This window comes from Curtobacterium sp. MCBA15_007 (assembly GCF_001864905.1).
GTDB classification, from domain to species: domain Bacteria; phylum Actinomycetota; class Actinomycetes; order Actinomycetales; family Microbacteriaceae; genus Curtobacterium; species Curtobacterium poinsettiae.
In genome coordinates, this window is the sequence record NZ_MJGM01000005.1 from 22,686 (window position 1) to 40,447 (window position 17,762).

The following is a 17,762-nucleotide window of genomic DNA, read 5'->3' on the forward strand; positions in this document are numbered from 1 at the left end:
CAATTCGTTCCGTGCTGGAACGACGACGAACGGCCGAGACGCATGCCCACGACCGACGCCCCGCAGCGATGCACCACGACGCCACCGGTCTCCGCCCGCGCCTGGACGATGCTCGCCCTCGGGGTCGCGGCCCAGGCGGCGGGGACGCTCGTGGTGTCCGCGCCGGCGCTCCTCATCCCGCACCTGCTCAGCCGCGGGACGTCCCTGCCGGCCGCCGGGCTGCTCGCCGCCGCTCCGACGTTCGGCATGGTCCTCACACTCATCGCGTGGGGTGCGATCACCGACCGGTTCGGCGAGCGCATCGTCATCGCCGGTGGGCTCGTGCTCACCACACTGACCGTCGTCGGCGCCTGGCTGGCCGCGGGCGACCCGGTGCTGCTCGGGCTGGCGTTCCTGGCCGGCGGCATGACGAGTGCCTCGACGAACGCCGCGAGCGGCCGGGTCGTGGTGGGGTGGTTCCCGAAGGAGCGCCGCGGGCTCGCGATGGGCATCCGGCAGATGTCGCAGCCGCTCGGGGTGACGCTCGCCGCGGTGACGGTGCCGCAGCTGGCCGAGGGCTCGGGGATCCGTGCGGCCCTGGTCCTGCCGATCGTGCTGTGCGCCGTGCTCGCGGTGTGCTGCGCGATCGGGATCTCGGACCCGCCCCGTCCGACCCGTGCCGCGGTGGCCACGGCGACCGCCAACCCCTACCGCTCGAGCGGGTTCCTGTGGCGGGTGCACGCGGTGTCGGTCCTGCTCGTGGTGCCGCAGTTCACCCTGTCGACGTACGGGCTCGTCTGGCTCGTGGGCCTCGGGTGGTCGACACCGGCGGCCGGCCTGCTGGTCGGTGCCGCGCAGTTCGTCGGGGCGATCGGCCGGATCCTGGTCGGTGGCTGGAGCGACCGGGCCGGGTCGCGCGTCGGCCCCCTGCGGATCGTCGCGGTGAGCGCGGCGGTGGTGATGGCGGTGCTCGCGGTCGTCGACGCCACGCACCTGGCCGGGGCGGCGGTGTTCCTGGTGCTCGCGACGAGCGTGACGGTCGCCGACAACGGGCTGGCGTACACGTCCGTCGCCGAGGCGGCGGGGCCGTTCTGGTCGGGGCGGGCGCTCGGGGCGCAGAACACCGGGCAGTTCATCGCGGCGAGCGCCGTCGGTCCGGGCATCGGCGCCCTGGTCGGCGCGCTCGGCTTCGCGGCGTCGTTCGGCATCGTGGCGGTGCTCCCGCTGCTGGCCGTCCCGCTGGTGCCCCGCCGAGACCGCTCCCACGACTGACCGTCCGCGCGACGCAACGCGATCGACCCCCTCCGTCCGCTCCGCCCCTCGCGCTCGTCAGCCCTGTTCGTGGTCCGCACGCTCGGGGTCGTCCGGGGATTCCCGGCGGCGGTCCTGCATGAGCTCCTTCGTCCGGAGCAGACGCAGCGCCGTCACGAGCACCAGCCCACCGAGGACGTTGAACAGCAGCGTGTACCCGAACCAGCCGAGCCACTGCCCGTAGGTGATGTCCGCGCCCGACTGGATCGCACCGAAGACGAGCAGCGAGTCGAGGATCGAGTGGAAGAGCTGCAGCCCGGCGAGCAGGAAGCCTCCGGCCACGGCGGCGACGAGCTTCGCGGGGTCCGAGTCGGTGCCCTGCTGCATCCGCGTCATCAGGGTGATGGTGCTGCCGCCCAGGACCGCCAGCACGATGCTCTGCAGCCCGAACGGCGCGTCGACGTAGTGGTGCGCCGACTCCGACAGCGTGGCGTGCCACTGCGGGAACGCCTGGACGACGAGCCACATGAACACCCATCCACCGGCGAGGTTCGCCACGAGGGTGCCGCCCCACAGTCGCACGAGCTGCAGCACGGTCCCCTCGCGGGCGACCACGGCCGCGACCGGCATCAGGAAGTTCTCGGTGAAGAGCTCGCTGTGCGCCAGGTGCAGCGCGATGAAGCCGATGCCGAAGGCCAGCCCGGCGAGCAGGTGGCTGTCGGTCTCGGTGAGCACGGCGAGGTACGCCATCACCCCGAGACCGACCTCGAGGCCACCGAAGAACCCCGTGACGAGGACGGCCCGGGCCGTCCGTTGCAGCCGCTCCGCGCCCTCCTCGATGGTCGCGTCGAAGGACTCCGCGAGTTCGTCCTCCACGGGTGCGTCGCTGGTGCCGAGCTCACGTCGGCGGTCGTCGGTCATGGCGGGGACGCTATACGCGGCCGTCGTGGCGGCCCGCAGGATCGCGCCGAGACGGACGGGAGGCCCGGTACCAGCTGGCACCGGGCCTCCCGTCCGTCGTCCGGTCACCGCTCAGGCGGCCGGCACCGCCGGTCCCACCGGCCACCGCAGCAACGCCGCGGCTGGCGCACCGTTCGGCAGCGACGCGGCGTTCACGAGCAGCAGCTCCGCGTCGGTGAGGGCGACCGCCCGGACGATCGCGCACACGGCCGGCACCGGACCGATGGCCGGCGCACCCGCCGCCTGCTCGGGTGCCGTGGCGATCCACGGCGCCGATCCCAGCGCGAGCAGGGTGCGGTCGCCGATCGCGGCGGCGTCGATCGCGACGACCGAGGCCTGCGCCTGCTGCAGCGCCTCGACGACAGATCCGAGGCCGGTGACCGTCTGGTTGTCCCCGCGGCCGACGTGGGTGCGGAGCAGGTCCTCGAAGTCGTGCCGGCGGGTCGCGATGACCCGGGCGAGCGCGATGTCGACGTGCTCGACGAGCGCGGTCTCCGCCGCGTCCGACGCCCGGGGGTCGACCGGGACCTCGGACACGACGGCTCGAGCCTCGGTGGACAACTGGTCGAGCAGGAGCCCCCGTGCGCGGATGTCCCCCGCCACGACGATGAGCTTCGGCTGCAGCCGCCGGAAGGCCTCGTCGACGGACGTGGCGACCTCGTTCTGGTTGTCGCGCCAGATCTCCTCGGTGTGGTGCTGCCACCGCAGGTGCGACCAGCCGCCGCCCTGGAACTTGTGGAGCGTGTCGGTGCGGCCCTGCACGCGCTGCTCGTCGCGCCGGTCCGGCACGTCGGCGTGGCCGAGACGGTAGGCGCGGTGGCCACCGCCCTCGCGACCGACCTCGACGATCAGGAACGGCAGGTCGAGCGGCCGGTGCGCCAGGAGCGGCAGCAGGTCGGGCACGGGGTCGTGGCCGATCGACGTCGGGGCGTGCATCGCCCCGGGCAGGACCTCGCTGAGCACGAGTTCACCGTCGTGCACGAGCACGTACCGGCTGACCGGCGCGGGCACCCCGGGCGTCTCCTCGAGTTCGGCCATCACCGTGTCGATGACCTCGGCGTCCGCCCCGGCCGACCGCAGGACGTCCTCGGCCTTCCGGCGCTGCAGGGCTGCGAGGTGCTGCGGGTCCTCACGGTCACCGGACGCGTCGACGTAGGCCCACGTCCAGGTGCCCCCGCGCTTCAGGCGTTCGGCGATCCCGGACTGCAGGTGCGGCGCGTCATTCTGCGTCAGAGCCATCGGTGCTGCCCTCCCTGGTCTCGGTGCGGTACACGGTCGCGTCGGCTCCGTCGCCCTCGCCGGTGGGCAGCGGGTCGGCCCGGTCGGCGTCGTCCTCGGGGAGCACGTCGGTGGTGTCGTCCTGCAGCTCGCCCTCGAGCTCGCCGTCGTAGCCCGACGCGGCGACGGTCTCCGGGCCGTCGGTGTCGTCGGGGACCGGCTCGGACTGCCGGAACTCCTCGACGTGGGCGTTGCTGCCGTGCCCCTGGACGATGCTCTGCGCCTCGTGCGCGAGCTGCTCGTCGAGTTCGGGGCGATGGGTGGTGTTCCCGCGTTCGGTCATCGCTTCTCCTCCCGGTCGTGCCGCCGGCGGCCTTCGCCGTCCGGGGCGTCGGTGTCTGCTCTGTGACCCCACGGTCCGCGCCCGGGCCTGGGGCCGTTCCAAGGTGCGCCGGGAACGCGCAGTGTCGGTACGGTCACGAAACCACAACGGCATTCGGTTCTGTGGTTGGGTGTGGGCAACCCCGATCAACGACGAACGGAGTGCGGCAATGGCGCCACCACAACGACCGATCACGAGACGACACCTGTTGGGCTTCGGCCTCGGTACGGCGGCGGCGGGGCTCCTCGCCGGCTGTGCGGTCCCGGGCTCGACCAACGTCAACAAGGCGGCCCTCGTGCCCGCCGCGGCCTCGGGTGAGACCGTCCAGCTCACCTACTGGGCCTGGCTCAAGGACCTGCAGAAGGTCTGCGACGTCTGGAACAAGACACATCCGAAGATCCAGGTGTCGGCGAACTGGATCCCCGGCGGCAACAGCGGCGGGTACCAGAAGATGTACTCCGCGCTCGCGGCCGGCGGTGGCCCGGACATCGGGCAGGTCGAGCTGCGGCAGATCCCCGAGTTCATGCTCGCCAACGGCCTGGTCGACCTGGCCCGGTACGGCGCGAAGGACTTCCAGTCGAAGTACGACGAGGCCGCGTGGGCGCAGGTGTCGTTCGTCGACGGCATCTACGGCATCCCCCAGGACACCGGCCCGATGGGCTTCTACTACCAGACCGCGCTGCTCGAGCAGGCCGGCGGCGAACCCCCGACGACGTGGGACGAGTGGCGTGACCTGGCCGACAAGGTCCGGAGCACCGGCAAGCAGAACTACCTCGAGGTGTTCCCGGTCGCCGACGCCTCACCCTTCGCCGCGTACGCACAGCAGGCCGGTGCGCGCTGGTTCAAGGTCGACGGCGACGAGTGGGTCGTCGACATGACCGACGACAAGACCCTGATGGTCGCCGACTTCTTCGACGGCGTGATCGACGACAAGCTCGTCGACACGAGCGCCGGCGCGTACTCCCCCGGGTGGTACGCGGCCGCCGCGAGCGGCAAGATCGCCGCGGTCACCAGTGCGAGCTGGGGTGACGCGCTCATCGAGTCGGTGCAGGGCGGCGAGGGCAAGTGGAAGGTCGCCCCGATGCAGAAGTGGGGCGCCGACGGCTTCGGCTCGAGCGCCATCGGCGGTTCGACGGCCGCGGTGCTGGCGAACGCGAAGCACCCGCGGGAAGCGCTCGAGTTCATCACGTGGATGACCACCTCGAAGGAGGGCATCGACGCGATGATCAAGTACTGCGGCATCGGTTGGTCGCCCGCGGTCGACTACATCGGGGCGCAGCGCGAGAAGCCGTCGAAGTGGTTCTCCGGCCAGAACTACAACGAGGACGTCTTCGTGCCGGCCTCGAAGGAGCAGAACATCGACTGGTCCTGGTCCCCGGTGACTCAGTCGGCCTTCACCAGCCTGCAGAACCAGTTCCGCCGCAAGATCACCTCGGGCCTGAAGCTCAGTGACGCCGTGGAGCTCGCCCAGCGGGAGATCGTCCAGTCCTTCAAGGACAAGGGCCTCAGCGTCAGGACGGCACGATGACCCAGCAGACCACCACCCCACGGACCACCGGTCGACCGGCCGGCAGTACCCCCGCGTTCCGCACGAGCACGAAGGCCACGAGCGCGCAGAAGCGTGCCCCGTGGATCCTGCTCGCCCCGTTCCTGGCCCTGTTCCTGCTGACGTTCGTCATCCCGATCATCAGTGCCCTGTTCCAGTCGTTCACCACCGTCGACCGCGAGGGCCTGTTCGGCGAGGACGGTGTGGTCGGCCGGTTCGCGGGGTTCGACAACTACGTGATCGCCCTGCAGGACAGCGGGTTCGTCGCATCGATCGGGCGCATGCTGCTCTTCGGCATCGTCCAGGTCCCGGTGATGATCATCGCCTGCACGATCCTCGCGTTGCTGCTCGAGTCGGCGAGCGCCCGCTGGCCGGGCTTCTTCCGGGCGATCTACTTCATGCCCTACGGCGTCCCCGGGGTCATCGCCACGATCCTGTGGTCGTTCCTGTACGTGCCCGGTCTGTCGCCGATCGTGTCGCTGCTGCAGTCGATGGGGCTGCAGCCGGACTTCCTCGGCGCCAACAGCGTGCTGTGGTCGATCGCGAACATCGTCACGTGGACGTACACCGGCTACAACATGCTCATCATCGTGGCGCAGCTGAAGTCCATCCCCGGCGAGGTCTACGAAGCCGCGAAGGTGGACGGCGCCAACGCGTTCCAGGTCGCGTGGCGGATCCAGATCCCGCTCATCGCCCCGGCCCTGGTGCTCACGACGGTGTTCTCGATCATCGGCACGCTGCAGCTCTTCGCGGAGCCGCAGATCCTGTCGACGGTCGCCCCGGCGATCGACACCGAGTACACGCCGAACTACGCCGCGTACACGAACGCGTTCGCGTTCAACGAGTACGGCGTCGCGAGTGCGCAGGCGGTCATCATCGCCCTGGCCGCGTTCATCCTGTCGTTCACGTTCCTCGCGCTGACGAACCGTCCACCCAAGGACGAACGCGACCGACGCAAGCGCGCACGGCGCGACGGCCGGGAGGCCCGCACCGCGCTCCAGACGCGCGCTGCGGCGGGCAGCACGGTCACCACCCAAGCCGACCCGGGCCTCCAGGCCGGTCGCGTCGCGACCACCGAAGGGACTGACCGATGACATCCACGGAATCGACCTCGAAGGTGTCCCTACCGGATGTCCCTCAGTCGCAGGCTCCTTCGGCGCTGGCGTCGCGGAGCCGCTGGCGCGTCTCCCAGAGCTCCAGCGCGCGCCGCAAGCTCGACCGGTCCCCACGCTCGCAGATCGTCGTCACGGGGATCCTCGTCGTCGTCGCGCTGTACTTCATCGTCCCGCTGTACTGGGTCGTCATCGCGGCGACGAAGACCACGGGCGCGCTGTTCTCGACGAACGGGTTCTGGTTCGGCGGCGAGTTCGCGCTCTGGAGCAACCTGCAGCAGGTGTTCACCTACGACGGCGGCATCTTCGTCCGGTGGATCGCGAACAGCATCCTGTACTCCGGCGTCGGTGCGGTCCTGGCGACCTACTTCGCCGCGGCCGGCGGGTACGCGCTGGCGAAGTACGACTTCCGGGGGCGCCAGTTCGTGTTCGGCACGATCCTCGGCGGCGTGCTCGTGCCGGGGACCGCGACGGCGCTGCCGCTGTTCCTGCTGTTCTCGACCATGGGGTTGACCGACACGTACTGGAGCGTGCTCATCCCGAGCCTGGTGTCGCCGTTCGGCCTGTTCCTGTGCCGGGTGTACGCCGCGGCGTCGGTGGACACGACCCTGCTCGAACAGGCACGCATCGACGGCGCCGGTGAACTGCGGATCTTCCACACCGTGGTGCTCCGGCAGATGACCCCCGCGCTCGTCACCGTGTTCCTGTTCCAGGTGGTCGGGATCTGGAACAACTTCTTCCTGCCGCTCATCATGCTGGCAGACCAGAAGCTGTACCCGATAACACTGGGTCTGAACAACTGGCGCTCGCAGGTCGACCGCCTGCCGGAGTTCTACCAGCTCACCACCGGCGGGGTGCTCGTCTCGGTCATCCCGCTCGTCATCGCCATCATCGTCCTCCAGCGCTTCTGGCGTGGAGGCCTCACGGAAGGATCGGTCAAGGGTTGACCCACTCCGCACTCTCGTCCACCGCACCCGGCTCCGACTCGCGGCTGGCACCCCGTGCCTGGCTGCACACCGACGCCCCGTCCCTGTCGCTGAACGGGGACTGGCGGTTCCGGTGGTCGCCCGTCGCCTCGGTCTCCGAGGACTTCGCGACCGAGGGTGGGGAGGACGACGACCCGGCCTGGGGCGAGCTCCCGGTGCCGTCGCACTGGGTACTGCACGGCCACGGTGCGCCGAGCTACACGAACCTGCAGTACCCGTTCCCGATCGACCCGCCGCACCCGCCGGAGGAGAACCCGACCGGGGACCACCGCCGCACGTTCGAGCTGCCGTCGTCGTTCGACGCCGCCGGCCGGGTGCTGCTGCGGTTCGACGGGGTCGAGTCGCACTTCCGGGTGTGGCTGAACGGGACGCTCGTGGGCTGGTCGACGGGCTCGCGCCTGGCGACCGAGTTCGACGTCACCGACCTGGTGCGGCCGGGAGCGAACGAGCTCGCGGTCCGGGTGCACCAGTGGTCGGCGGCGTCCTACCTGGAGGACCAGGACCAGTGGTGGCTACCCGGCATCTTCCGCGACGTCACGCTGCTCGCCCGCCCCACGGCGGCGATCGACGACGTGTTCGTCCGCGCCGGCTGGCAGGCGACGCTCGGCACGGCTGCATCGGCGGGCACCGCGGCGTCGGGGCGCCCGGAGACGGGGACCGGCACGATCACGTTCCCGACGCTCGACGCGGTGTTCCCGGTGCGGTTCGCGGTGCCCGACCTGGGCCTCGACGTGACCTGGGCCACGGCCGACGACGTCGCGCCGATCGAGGTCGAGGGCGTCGAGCCGTGGAGCGCTGAGCTGCCGAAGCTGTACGACGCGACGCTGTCCACGGGCACCGACGCCGGCGGGGCCGCCGGTGGCGAGACCGTCTCGCTCCGGCTCGGGTTCCGCACCGTGTCGATCGTCGGCGACCGGTTCCTGGTGAACGGTGAGCGCGTGGTGTTCCACGGCGTGAACCGGCACGAGACCCACCCCGTGCGCGGCCGGGTGTTCGACGAGGAGCACGCCCGCGCCGACATGGCGCTGATGAAGCGGCACAACGTCAACGCCATCCGCACCTCGCACTACCCGCCGCACCCCCGCGTGCTCGACCTGGCCGACGAGCTCGGGTTCTGGGTGGTCCTGGAGTGCGACCTGGAGACCCACGGGTTCCTGTTCACCGACTGGGTCGGCAACCCCTCCGACGACCCGGCGTGGGCCGAGGCCTACCTCGACCGCATCGCCCGCACCGTCGAGCGCGACAAGAACCACGCGTCGATCGTGATGTGGTCGCTCGGCAACGAGTCCGGCACCGGCCGGAACCTCGCGGCGATGTCGCAGTGGGTGCACGACCGCGACGCCGAGCGCCCCGTGCACTACGAGGGCGACTACACGGGCGAGTACACCGACGTCTACTCGCGGATGTACCCGACGCTGCAGGAGACCGAGTCCATCGGCGGCGGCACCCCGACGCCCCTGCTCGGCTGCGGCCCGGCCGAGGCGGCGCGCCAGAAGTCGAAGCCCTTCATCCACTGCGAGTACGTGCACGCCATGGGCAACGGCCCCGGGCAGATCGCCGAGTACGAAGCCCTGGTCGACCGGTACCCGCGGCTGCACGGCGGGTTCGTGTGGGAGTGGCGGGACCACGGCCTGCTCGCGAAGACACCCACCGGCGAGGACTACTACGCGTACGGCGGCGACTTCGGCGAGGTCGTGCACGACGGCAACTTCGTGATGGACGGCCTGGTGCTGCCCGACGACACCCCGACCCCGGGGCTCGCCGAGTTCGCGGCCGTCGTGGCCCCGATCCGCCTGGCGGTCTCGGACACCACGGTGCTGGTCGAGAACCGGTACCACTCGGCCTCGACCGCCGGGCTCCGGCTCTGCTGGACCCTGTCGCGGAACGGCGTCGTCGAGGCCTCGGGGCGCCTGTCCACGGGCATCGTCGCCGCACGTGAGTCGGCGACGGTCCCGGTGCCCGCGGAGGTGCTCGACGCGGCCACGTCCGAACTCGCACCCGGCGACGAGCTCTGGTTCGACCTGACCGTGGAACTGGCGGGGCCGACCGCGTGGGCGGACACCGGCCACGTCGTCGCACGCACCCAGCGGCTCGTCGCGGCGCGCGCGGCGGACGCACCACGGGCCTCCAGGCAGGGGTGGGACGGCGACCACCTGGGCGACGGCACGTTCAACGCGCGCGGTGACCTGGTGTCCTGGAAGGGCCACGAGGTGGCCGGGCCCCGCCTGGAACTCTGGCGCGCACCGACCGACAACGACAGCCTGGCGTCACAGGGCGGCTACGAGACCGCGGACCCGGTGCTCACGCACGGTGTCGGCGACCCGACGGCTCCCCCGTCGGCAACGCGCTGGCGCGATCGCGGGCTGGACCGGCTGACGCACCGGCTGGTGTCGGTGTCGCGCACCGACTCCGGCCTGGAACAACGCGTGCGCGTCGCGGCGGCGAACAGCGGGTGGGGCCTCGAGGTCACGCACCGCTGGACCCTGACGTCCGACGGGCTCGTGCTGCAGACCGACGCCGTGCCGTTCGGCGCGTGGGACGTCACGTGGCCGCGGATCGGGGTGCGATTCGACCTGCCGGCATCGCTGGCGGACGGGGACGCAACCTGGTTCGGGACCGGACCGCTCGAGTCGTACGCCGATTCCTCGCACGCTGCCCGTGTCGGCCGGTTCACCGCGCCGGTGCGCTCGCTCGGGGTGGAGTACTCGCGGCCGCAGGAGACCGGGCACCGGCCTGGCCTGCGTTCGTTGTCCGTCGGGCCGTTCACCGTGACGACGGCGGGGTCGCACCGTGCGGGGTTCACCCTGTCGCCGTGGACCGCGCAGCAGATCGACCGCGCCGAGCACCCGTACGAGCTGCCGACGTCGGACCACCTGTACCTGTACCTCGACGCCGCGCAGCACGGGCTCGGCAGCCGGGCGTGCGGACTCGACGTGCTGCCGGAGCACCAGCTCTGGCCGCAGGCGTTCAGTTGGAGCGTGCTGCTGGGCTAGGCGGGGTCGGCTCTCGCAAAACACCGGTGTTCGCACGTTGCACACCCGCATCCCGCGGCGTGCAGTGTGAACACCGGTGTTTTGCGTGTGGGCCCTACGCGCCGGCGGACAGGGCGCGCAGGGCCTCGGGGTCGCTCGCGTTCAGGAAGTCGGTCAGGCGCTCAGCCTCGCCGGGCTCCTCGATCGCCTCGGCCGCACGGCGCAGGGCGAACAACGCCCGCAGCACGCCACGGTTGGGGCCGTGCGACCACGGCACCGGGCCGACACCGCGCCAGCCGGCCTTGCGCAGGGCATCGAGCCCACGGTGGTACCCGACACGGGCGTACGCGTAGGACTCCAGGGTCGCGCCGCGCGCCCACGCCTCGTCGGCGAGCAGCGCCCACGCCAGGCTCGACGACGGGTGGGACACGACCACGCTGGCGACGGGGGCGTCCGCCTCGATCGCGGCGGTCACCTCCGGCTCAGCGGGCAGCAGGGTCTCGGGGTTCGACGACGGGGTCGGCAACAGGTTCTCCGGCATGCCCCCAGCCTGTCATCCCTTGCGGGCGCCCGTGTCACGGGATTACCGTGGAGGTCACCTCGTCGTCATCGCGGGGCCGCCGGGGCGGGAGACCGACCGGCGGAACGGATGGCGGACACGGGGGTCCCCCGACGGAAGCAGACGGATTGCTGTCGATCACCGGTACCGCTCAGCCCACGCGCTGACACCGTGATCGCGCGCCCCGTCGGGCGCTCCACCGCACCGCGGTGGCCTCGGTGTCGTGCGCCCAGCATCGACACCGGGAGACACCTCCATGCCCACCAGTCCGTCCGTCGTCCTGCACGACGTCACCTTCGCCTGGCCCGACGGCACCGTCGCGCTCGACCACCTCACCGCCGCCTTCGGACGTGGCCGGACCGGCCTGGTCGGGAGGAACGGGGCCGGCAAGTCCACGCTGGTCCGGCTCGCGACCGGCCGGCTCCACCCCACGTCGGGCAGCATCGCGACGTCGGGTCCCGTCGACCACCTGCCGCAACGACTCTCCCCACCGGCACGGCCTGATCGCCGCTGGCGCGTCGATCAGGAACCGGCGGCGTGGGCCCACGCCAGCGCGGACGACACCGTCGCCGACCTGCTCGGCATCCGGCCCACACTCACCGCGCTCCGGGCCGTCCTGGCCGGCGACGCCACCGCCGCACAACTCGAGGCAGTCGGCGACGACTGGGACCTGGAGGAACGGGCCGCCGCGGTGCTCGACCGGGTCGGGCTCGACGGCACCGACCTCGACCGGCCGGTGTCGACGCTGTCCGGCGGGCAGTCCGTGCTCGTCGCCGTCGCCGGGGTGCGGTTGCGCGCGCGACCGATCGTGTTCCTGGACGAGCCCACGAACAACCTGGACCGTCGGGCCCGCGGGCTGCTCCTCGACCTGGTCGACGACTGGCGCGGAACGCTCGTGCTCGTCAGCCACGACCGGGAACTCCTGGAACACGTCGACGAGACCGTGGAGCTCCGCGCCGGGTCGATGACCGTGTTCGGCGGGACCTTCAGCGCGTTCGAGGAGCACCTCGCCGTGCAGCAGGCGGCCGTCGAGCGCGAGGTCCGGGTCGCCGAGCAGCGGCACCGTACCGAGAAGCGGCAGCGCATCGAGGCGGAGACGAAGATCGCCCGTCGTGCCAAGGCGGGCGAGAAGGCGGGCCGCTCGATGCCGAAGATCCTGGCGAACGAGCAGCGGAAGAAGGCGCAGGAGACCGCCGGTCGTCTGCGCGTCGGGTACGCGGACGACGAAGCTGCCGCACTTGCGTCCAAGCGTGAGGCCGAACTCCGTCTGCGCGACGACGAGTCGATCCACGTCACCCTGCCCGACCCGGACGTGCCGGCATCGCGTCGGATCGCCACCGTGACCGTCCGCGGACGGGACGTCATCGTGCAGGGGCCGGAACGGATCGCCGTCACCGGGGACAACGGCGTCGGCAAGTCCACGCTGCTCGAGCATCTCGTCGGCGACCCCGCGGCCCGGGAGCACCCGCTGCCCGCGACCACGGCCGTCGCCCACGTCGACCGGATCGCGTACCTGCCGCAGCGGAAGGACAGCCTGGACGACACCGCCACGGTGCTCGACAACGTGCGCCGGGACGCCCCGCACGTGCCCGTCGCCGAGGTCCGGAACCGGCTGGCGAAGTTCCTGGTGCGCGGCGACACCGTCGACCGTCCGGCCGGGGACCTGTCCGGCGGGGAACGGTTCCGGGTTGCGCTGGCTGCCCTGGTGCTCGCCGACCCGCCACCGCAGCTGCTCGTGCTCGACGAGCCCACGAACGACCTCGACCTGACGAGTGTCGACCAGCTCGTGGACGCGCTGCGGGCCTACCGGGGAGCACTCGTCGTGGTGAGCCACGACGAGACGTTCCTCGAACGGCTTGAGCTCGACGAACGGATCGAGCTGCGGTAGCCGGTCGTCGGCGCCGTCGCCGTCGCCGTCAGCGCCGTCGGGTCGGTCGGATCGCGAGCGACTCGACGGTGCCGCGCTCGGGCAGGTCGACGACGGTGCGGACCGCGGCGGCCACGTCCTCGGGCGCCAGGTAGTAGTCGGTGTCGTAGGACTCCCCGAGCTTCGCCACGAGCTGCCGCTGCATGTCCGAGTCGGTCCGGCCCGGGTGGACGCTCGACACCCGCAGGCCGTTCGCCCGCTCCTCTTCGCGCAGGGCGTCGGCGAAGGCCCGCAGCGCGAACTTCGACGCCGCGTACACGCCACCGCCGGGGCCCGAGTGGAACCCGGAGCCGCTGTTGATCGGCACGACGATGCCCCGGGCCGCCCGCAGTGCCGGCAGCGCCAGCCGGGTGAGCTCGGCGACCGCGAACACGTTCGTCGCGAAGACCTGCTCCCACACCGCGCGCGGGGTGTCGGCGACGGTGGTGCCCTGCTCGACACCGGCGGAGTGCACGAGCACGTCGAGCCGCGCCGGCAGCGCCGGGACCTCGCCCGCGCCCAGGTCACCGACGAACGGCGCCGCGCTCGGCAGTTCCTGCACGAGGGCGTCCACGGCGTCGGCGGATCGGCCACCCACGAGCACGTGGTGGGTGCGGCCGAGGTCGGCGGCGATCGCGCGGCCGATGCCGCGGGTGGCTCCGGTCACCAGGGCGACCGGACGGTTCTGGAGCTGGTCTGTCGTCACGGAGGCCAGCCTACGGAAGCCGGGCCGGGCCTCCTGTGCGGTCACGGCGACGACGCAGGACCGTCAGTGCGACGCCGGCGACGACCACGAGACCAGCGAGCGCCACGATGCCCCACGGCGAGCCGGCGAGCGCCGCGACGACCGCCCAGAACACGGCGAGCCCGACGGTCGCGTACAGGAAGGCCCACGCGACGCAGCCAGGGACCATCGCGATCGTGTACCGCCACCAGGCGACCCGTGCCAGCCCTGCTGCGGCGTTCATCACCGTCTGCAGGCCGACCACCACGAAGCTCACCGTGACGACGGGCAGGCCCCAGCGGTCGAGCAGCGCCGAACCACGACGGACCGCCGGCGACCGCAGCCACCCGCCCCACCGCGAGCGGGACGCACCCGTCACCGCGAGCCGCGCGACCCAGTACGTGGCCTGCGCACGGCAGAACACGATCGCGAAGAGCGCGAGGACGAGCCACCGGAACGGGAGCCCCTCGAGGAAGGACGGCACGCTCGCACCGTAGCGTCCCGAACCGGAGAGCGCCCGTCAGCGCCGGTCGGACGCGCGACCCTCAGTCGTTGTCGACGCCCTGGCGGATGCGGATGCCCTCGAGCACGTCCTGCGCGCGCTGCTCGTCCTGCTTCTCGATCTGGCGGGTGTCGCGCTCGGGGAGCTGGATGTCCTCCTCGGCACGGATGCCGGCCTGCAGCTCGCGGCCCCGCTCGATCTCGGCGTCGAACTCGGCACCGAAGAGCAGGGCGTTGTTCGTGATCCAGATCCACAGCAGGAACACGATGACCCCACCCAGGGAGCCGTACGTGGCGTTGTAGTTCGAGAAGTTCCCGACGTAGAACCCGAAGCCGACGCTCGCGATGACCCAGATGAGGATCGCCAGGATCGACCCGCCGCTGACCCAGCGGAACTTCGGCTGCTTGACGTTCGGCGACCAGTAGTAGAGCACCGCGACGACGATGATCGCGATGACGAGCAGGATCGGCCACTGCACGATCAGCAGCACGGTCGCGGCGACGTCGCCCAGGCCGATGACGTCGCCGAAGCTCCGGGCGAGCGGCCCGCTCACCAGCACGAGCAGGCCGACCACGAGCAGGACGACGGTGGTCACCGTGACGCCGAGCATGGTCGGGCGGAGCTTCCAGATCGGCCGGCCCTCGCGGACGTTGTAGATCCGGTTCATCGAGCGGCCGAAGGCGCCGACGTAGCCGGAGGCCGACCAGAGCGCACCGAGCAGACCGACGATGAAGGTCACGGGGGCGGCGGGCGAGCGGACGAGGCCGTTCACCGGGTCCTTGAGCAGGTTCGCGACGTCACCGCCGCCGATGTTGCGGATGACCTGGAGCAGGGTGTCGATGGTCTTCGCCGGGTCCGACACCAGGCCCAGGATCGACACGACCGCCAGCAGCCCGGGGAACAGCGCGAGCACCGAGTAGTACGTCAGGCTCGCGGCCAGGTCGGTGCACTGGTCGCTCGTGAACTCGCGCAGCGTCTTCTTCAGCGTGTAGACGAGCGTCGGCTTCTTCAGGTCGGTGGGGTTGTCGGGCTTCCGGGAGTCGTCCGGGTCCGGCTTCTGCTCTTCGTGCGCCATGGGACTAGCCTCTCGCCTTCACGGCCGCCTTCGACCGCTTGACCGCCTGCTTGCGGTTCTTGTTCGCGCGTCGCTGCACCGCTGCGATGCCGACCTGCTGCTTCACGCGGCCCCGGTGCGCCGGGTCACGCTCGAGGGCTTCCTCGGCGGCCTTCGCCCGTGCCTTGCGATCCTTCCGACCGCCCTGCGCCCGCTCCTGTGCCGACGGGGCGTCGCCCCGAGCGCCGAACGGCAGCAGCGCGGTGAAAGCCGAGCTCGCCGGTGGCTGCGCCAGGTGCCCGGCGGGCTTGTTCCGCAGCGCGATGCCGAGGACGATCGCCGCGACACCGGTCAGGCCGGTCAGCCCCATCGCCACCAGGGGCGTGGGGTCGCGGTGCCACCGCTGCTTCGTCTTGGCGACCGCCAGACGGGTGCGGGCGGGCAGGTCCGCGCGCCGCTTCAGCTCCGTCACGGTGTCCGTGATGCGCTCGCGCGTGCGCACGTTGGCGAGTTCGAGCTCGGGCAGACTGTCCTTGGCCATTCCCCATTTCGTACACGTCCCACCCGGGATGCTGCCCAGCAGCCCGCGCCTACCGTGCCGCACATGCTCTTCCGGGACACCGCCGAGGGGATCCACCGCCTCGAGATCGCACACACCAACACGTACCTCGTCGAGACCGGCGACCGGTTGCTCGTCATCGACGCGGGGTTGCCCGCCGCGTGGCCGCACCTGCAGCTCGCCGTGCACGACCTGGGCTACACGCCCGATCGGGTGGAGGGCCTGCTGCTCACGCACGGGCACTTCGACCACGTCGGAACCGCTGCACGGATGCACCGCGACTGGGGCACGCCCGTCTTCGTGCACCCGGGCGACCGGCACCTCGCCGCGCACCCGTACTCGTACCGGCCCCAGGCGAACCGCTTCGGGTTCGTGGCGCTGCACCCGGGCGGCCTGCGTCCCCTGGGTCGGATGCTGCTCGCCGGTGCGGCCACGGTCGACGGCATCGCCGACACCGAGCCGCTGGAGAACCGCGCCGACGTGCCGGGCACCCCGTGGATCATCGAGACACCCGGGCACACCGACGGGCACGTGGCCCTGCACTTCGCCGACCGCGACGCCGTGATCGCCGGGGACGCGCTCGTCACCTTCGACCCGTACACCGGCGGGATCGGACCGCGGATCGTCGCACCTGCGGCGACGTCGGACGTCGACACGGCGGTCGCGTCGCTCGAGCTGCTGGCGGACACCGAGGCGAAGCACGTGCTGCCGGGCCACGGGCCAGCCTGGTCGCTCGGCGTGCGGCGGGCCGTCGCGCAGGCGCGGCGGGCGGCCGGCGCCGCCTGACGCGAAACCGGCTCGCGAGTCCACGCGCGCAGCGACACGTCACGGGCGCTCCGACGCGTGGACTGTCGGTGAGCGCGAAAGGTCCCCGACGCGGTGGAGCGACCGACGACGGCCTGGAGGCGCGGTGCGGGCCCGCCCCGTGCCTCCAGGCCGTCGGTGGGTGCGGTCAGGACGGGACGACGACGTCCTCGGGCAGGCCGGACGCCGCGGAGCGGCCGGCGGCCTCCATCAGCGCGAGGCTCCGCAGGTTGTCGCGCCCACTCGTCTCCGGGGCGGGACCGCCCTGCACCGAGCGGGCGAACGCCTGCAGGCCGCCCTGGCGGTCGGTGTGTGCGAGCACGGGGAGCTCGACCACTTCGGCCTCGTCGTCCTGGGTGCGGCGGACGGTCACCCGGTCGCCGGCAACGGCGTTCGGCTCGCCGTCGCGGCTCGTGAACCAGACTTCGCCGTCCTCACCCTCGATGCTCCACTCGCCGGCCCACGCGGTGCGTGGGCCGCGGCTCAGCCAGCTGCCGCGGTAGTTGACGACCGTGCCGCCGTCGAGCTCGATGATCATCGAGGCGACCGCTTCGTCCTGGTACTTGCTGTAGGCGGGGTAGCTGGCCTTGGCGAAGACGCGGACGGCCTCTTGCCCGGTGATCATCCGGAGCAGGTCGAAGTGGTGGATCGCCATGTCGTTGATCATCGCGTGCGGGAACCGGTAGTGCGGGTACGTCTCGGCGGGCTGGTCGTTGTCCCACTGCCGGAAGTCGACGTTGATCGCGGAGACCTCACCGACGACGTCGGCCTCGAGCATCTCCTGCACGACCCGCGGTGCCGGGTACCAGCGGTAGTTCTGGCTGACCTGCAGCACCAGGCCGAGCTCCTCGGCGCGGCGGACCGCGGTGACGGCCTCGTCGGTGGTGTTCGCGAACGGCTTCTCGACCAGGACGTGCTTGCCGGCCTCGAGCGCCTCGAGCGCGAGCGGCACGTGCGTCACGGCCGGGGCGGTGATGACGACGGCATCGGCCTCGACCGTGGCGAGCGCCTCGGTCAGGGACGCGAACGCGGCGGAGGCCGGGAGCCCGAGGTCGGTCCGCACGGCCTCGAGCGTCGGCGCCGACGGGTCGACGATCCCGACCACCTGCACTTCCGACACCTCTGGGATGGCGGTGCGGGCCCAGTTGCCGCCCCACCCTCCGAGACCGACGTGGATGATCCGGACGCTCATGCGTGCACTCCTTCGTGGCTGCCGTCGTGGCTGGTGTCGCACCACGGTCGCCGCGG

16 protein-coding genes are annotated in these 17,762 nt (G+C 71.7%); 7 read left to right on the plus strand and 9 right to left on the minus strand.

Translation table 11 applies throughout. From position 1 onward, the window contains the following. Nucleotides 1-42 precede the first annotated feature (42 nt). The gene (locus BIU95_RS04410) at nt 43-1,251 is read left to right on the plus strand and encodes an MFS transporter (protein WP_071250600.1); all 1,209 of its coding nucleotides are present in this window, start codon (nt 43-45) and stop codon (nt 1,249-1,251) included. A 57-nt stretch (nt 1,252-1,308) separates the two neighbouring features. Here the strand turns inward: BIU95_RS04410 and BIU95_RS04415 are convergent, their stop codons facing one another. The 3 genes from BIU95_RS04415 to BIU95_RS04425 all read right to left on the minus strand — a co-directional run bounded on the left by BIU95_RS04415 (nt 1,309) and on the right by BIU95_RS04425 (nt 3,751). Continuing rightward, nucleotides 1,309-2,151 carry a formate/nitrite transporter family protein gene (locus BIU95_RS04415; RefSeq protein ID WP_071250602.1) on the minus strand — a complete coding sequence of 281 codons (843 nt, stop codon included), beginning with the start codon at nt 2,149-2,151 and terminating at the stop codon, nt 1,309-1,311. A gap of 111 nt (nt 2,152-2,262) precedes the next feature. Next, the gene (locus BIU95_RS04420) at nt 2,263-3,429 is read right to left on the minus strand and encodes a Vms1/Ankzf1 family peptidyl-tRNA hydrolase (RefSeq protein ID WP_017886402.1); all 1,167 of its coding nucleotides are present in this window, start codon (nt 3,427-3,429) and stop codon (nt 2,263-2,265) included. Then, nucleotides 3,410-3,751 carry a hypothetical protein gene (locus BIU95_RS04425; RefSeq protein ID WP_017886403.1) on the minus strand — a complete coding sequence of 114 codons (342 nt, stop codon included), beginning with the start codon at nt 3,749-3,751 and terminating at the stop codon, nt 3,410-3,412. The genes BIU95_RS04420 and BIU95_RS04425 overlap by 20 nt, the downstream gene beginning before the upstream one ends. A gap of 208 nt (nt 3,752-3,959) precedes the next feature. Between BIU95_RS04425 and BIU95_RS04430 the strand changes: the two genes are divergently transcribed. Genes BIU95_RS04430 through BIU95_RS04445 form a run of 4 tightly spaced genes read left to right on the plus strand, consistent with a single transcriptional unit; the run spans nt 3,960 to nt 10,427 of the window. After that, nucleotides 3,960-5,318, plus strand: coding sequence for an extracellular solute-binding protein (locus BIU95_RS04430; RefSeq protein ID WP_031259368.1), 1,359 nt, complete (start codon nt 3,960-3,962; stop codon nt 5,316-5,318). Continuing rightward, entirely contained in the window at nt 5,315-6,430 is a 1,116-nt protein-coding gene (locus BIU95_RS04435) for a carbohydrate ABC transporter permease (RefSeq protein ID WP_071250608.1), read from the plus strand. The genes BIU95_RS04430 and BIU95_RS04435 overlap by 4 nt, the downstream gene beginning before the upstream one ends. Next, nucleotides 6,427-7,395 carry a carbohydrate ABC transporter permease gene (locus BIU95_RS04440; protein WP_042538649.1) on the plus strand — a complete coding sequence of 323 codons (969 nt, stop codon included), beginning with the start codon at nt 6,427-6,429 and terminating at the stop codon, nt 7,393-7,395. The genes BIU95_RS04435 and BIU95_RS04440 overlap by 4 nt, the downstream gene beginning before the upstream one ends. After that, nucleotides 7,392-10,427, plus strand: a complete 3,036-nt coding sequence (locus tag BIU95_RS04445) for a glycoside hydrolase family 2 TIM barrel-domain containing protein (RefSeq protein WP_071250610.1) — start codon at nt 7,392-7,394, stop codon at nt 10,425-10,427. Before BIU95_RS04440 ends, BIU95_RS04445 begins: the two co-directional genes overlap by 4 nt. A 94-nt stretch (nt 10,428-10,521) precedes the next feature. Here the strand turns inward: BIU95_RS04445 and BIU95_RS04450 are convergent, their stop codons facing one another. Then, complete coding sequence (locus BIU95_RS04450; protein WP_071250612.1) at nt 10,522-10,947, minus strand: DUF3151 domain-containing protein; 426 nt, start codon at nt 10,945-10,947, stop codon at nt 10,522-10,524. Between the two features lie 274 nt (nt 10,948-11,221). Between BIU95_RS04450 and BIU95_RS04455 the strand changes: the two genes are divergently transcribed. Continuing rightward, nucleotides 11,222-12,853: an ABC-F family ATP-binding cassette domain-containing protein gene (locus tag BIU95_RS04455; protein WP_071250614.1), complete on the plus strand. Its 1,632-nt coding sequence runs from the start codon at nt 11,222-11,224 to the stop codon at nt 12,851-12,853. A gap of 28 nt (nt 12,854-12,881) precedes the next feature. Here BIU95_RS04455 and BIU95_RS04460 read toward each other — a convergent pair whose 3' ends face one another. The 4 genes from BIU95_RS04460 to BIU95_RS04475 form a co-directional block, all read right to left on the minus strand. Then, nucleotides 12,882-13,577, minus strand: coding sequence for an SDR family oxidoreductase (locus BIU95_RS04460; RefSeq protein ID WP_071250616.1), 696 nt, complete (start codon nt 13,575-13,577; stop codon nt 12,882-12,884). Between the two features lie 10 nt (nt 13,578-13,587). After that, nucleotides 13,588-14,079: a DedA family protein gene (locus BIU95_RS04465; protein ID WP_017886411.1), complete on the minus strand. Its 492-nt coding sequence runs from the start codon at nt 14,077-14,079 to the stop codon at nt 13,588-13,590. Between the two features lie 61 nt (nt 14,080-14,140). Then, on the minus strand, nt 14,141-15,172 hold the full coding sequence (locus BIU95_RS04470; protein WP_071250618.1) for a YihY/virulence factor BrkB family protein: 1,032 nt from the start codon (nt 15,170-15,172) through the stop codon (nt 14,141-14,143). A 4-nt stretch (nt 15,173-15,176) separates the two neighbouring features. Beyond that, complete coding sequence (locus BIU95_RS04475; protein ID WP_071250620.1) at nt 15,177-15,692, minus strand: hypothetical protein; 516 nt, start codon at nt 15,690-15,692, stop codon at nt 15,177-15,179. A 63-nt stretch (nt 15,693-15,755) separates the two neighbouring features. On the opposite strand from BIU95_RS04475, the gene BIU95_RS04480 reads away from it, so the two are divergent. Then, nucleotides 15,756-16,496 (plus strand): MBL fold metallo-hydrolase, encoded by a 741-nt coding sequence (locus BIU95_RS04480; RefSeq protein WP_042538661.1) that lies wholly within the window; start codon nt 15,756-15,758, stop codon nt 16,494-16,496. Between the two features lie 166 nt (nt 16,497-16,662). Here the strand turns inward: BIU95_RS04480 and BIU95_RS04485 are convergent, their stop codons facing one another. Further along, nucleotides 16,663-17,706, minus strand: a complete 1,044-nt coding sequence (locus BIU95_RS04485; RefSeq protein WP_017886415.1) for a Gfo/Idh/MocA family protein — start codon at nt 17,704-17,706, stop codon at nt 16,663-16,665. Between the last annotated feature and the right edge of the window lie 56 nt (nt 17,707-17,762).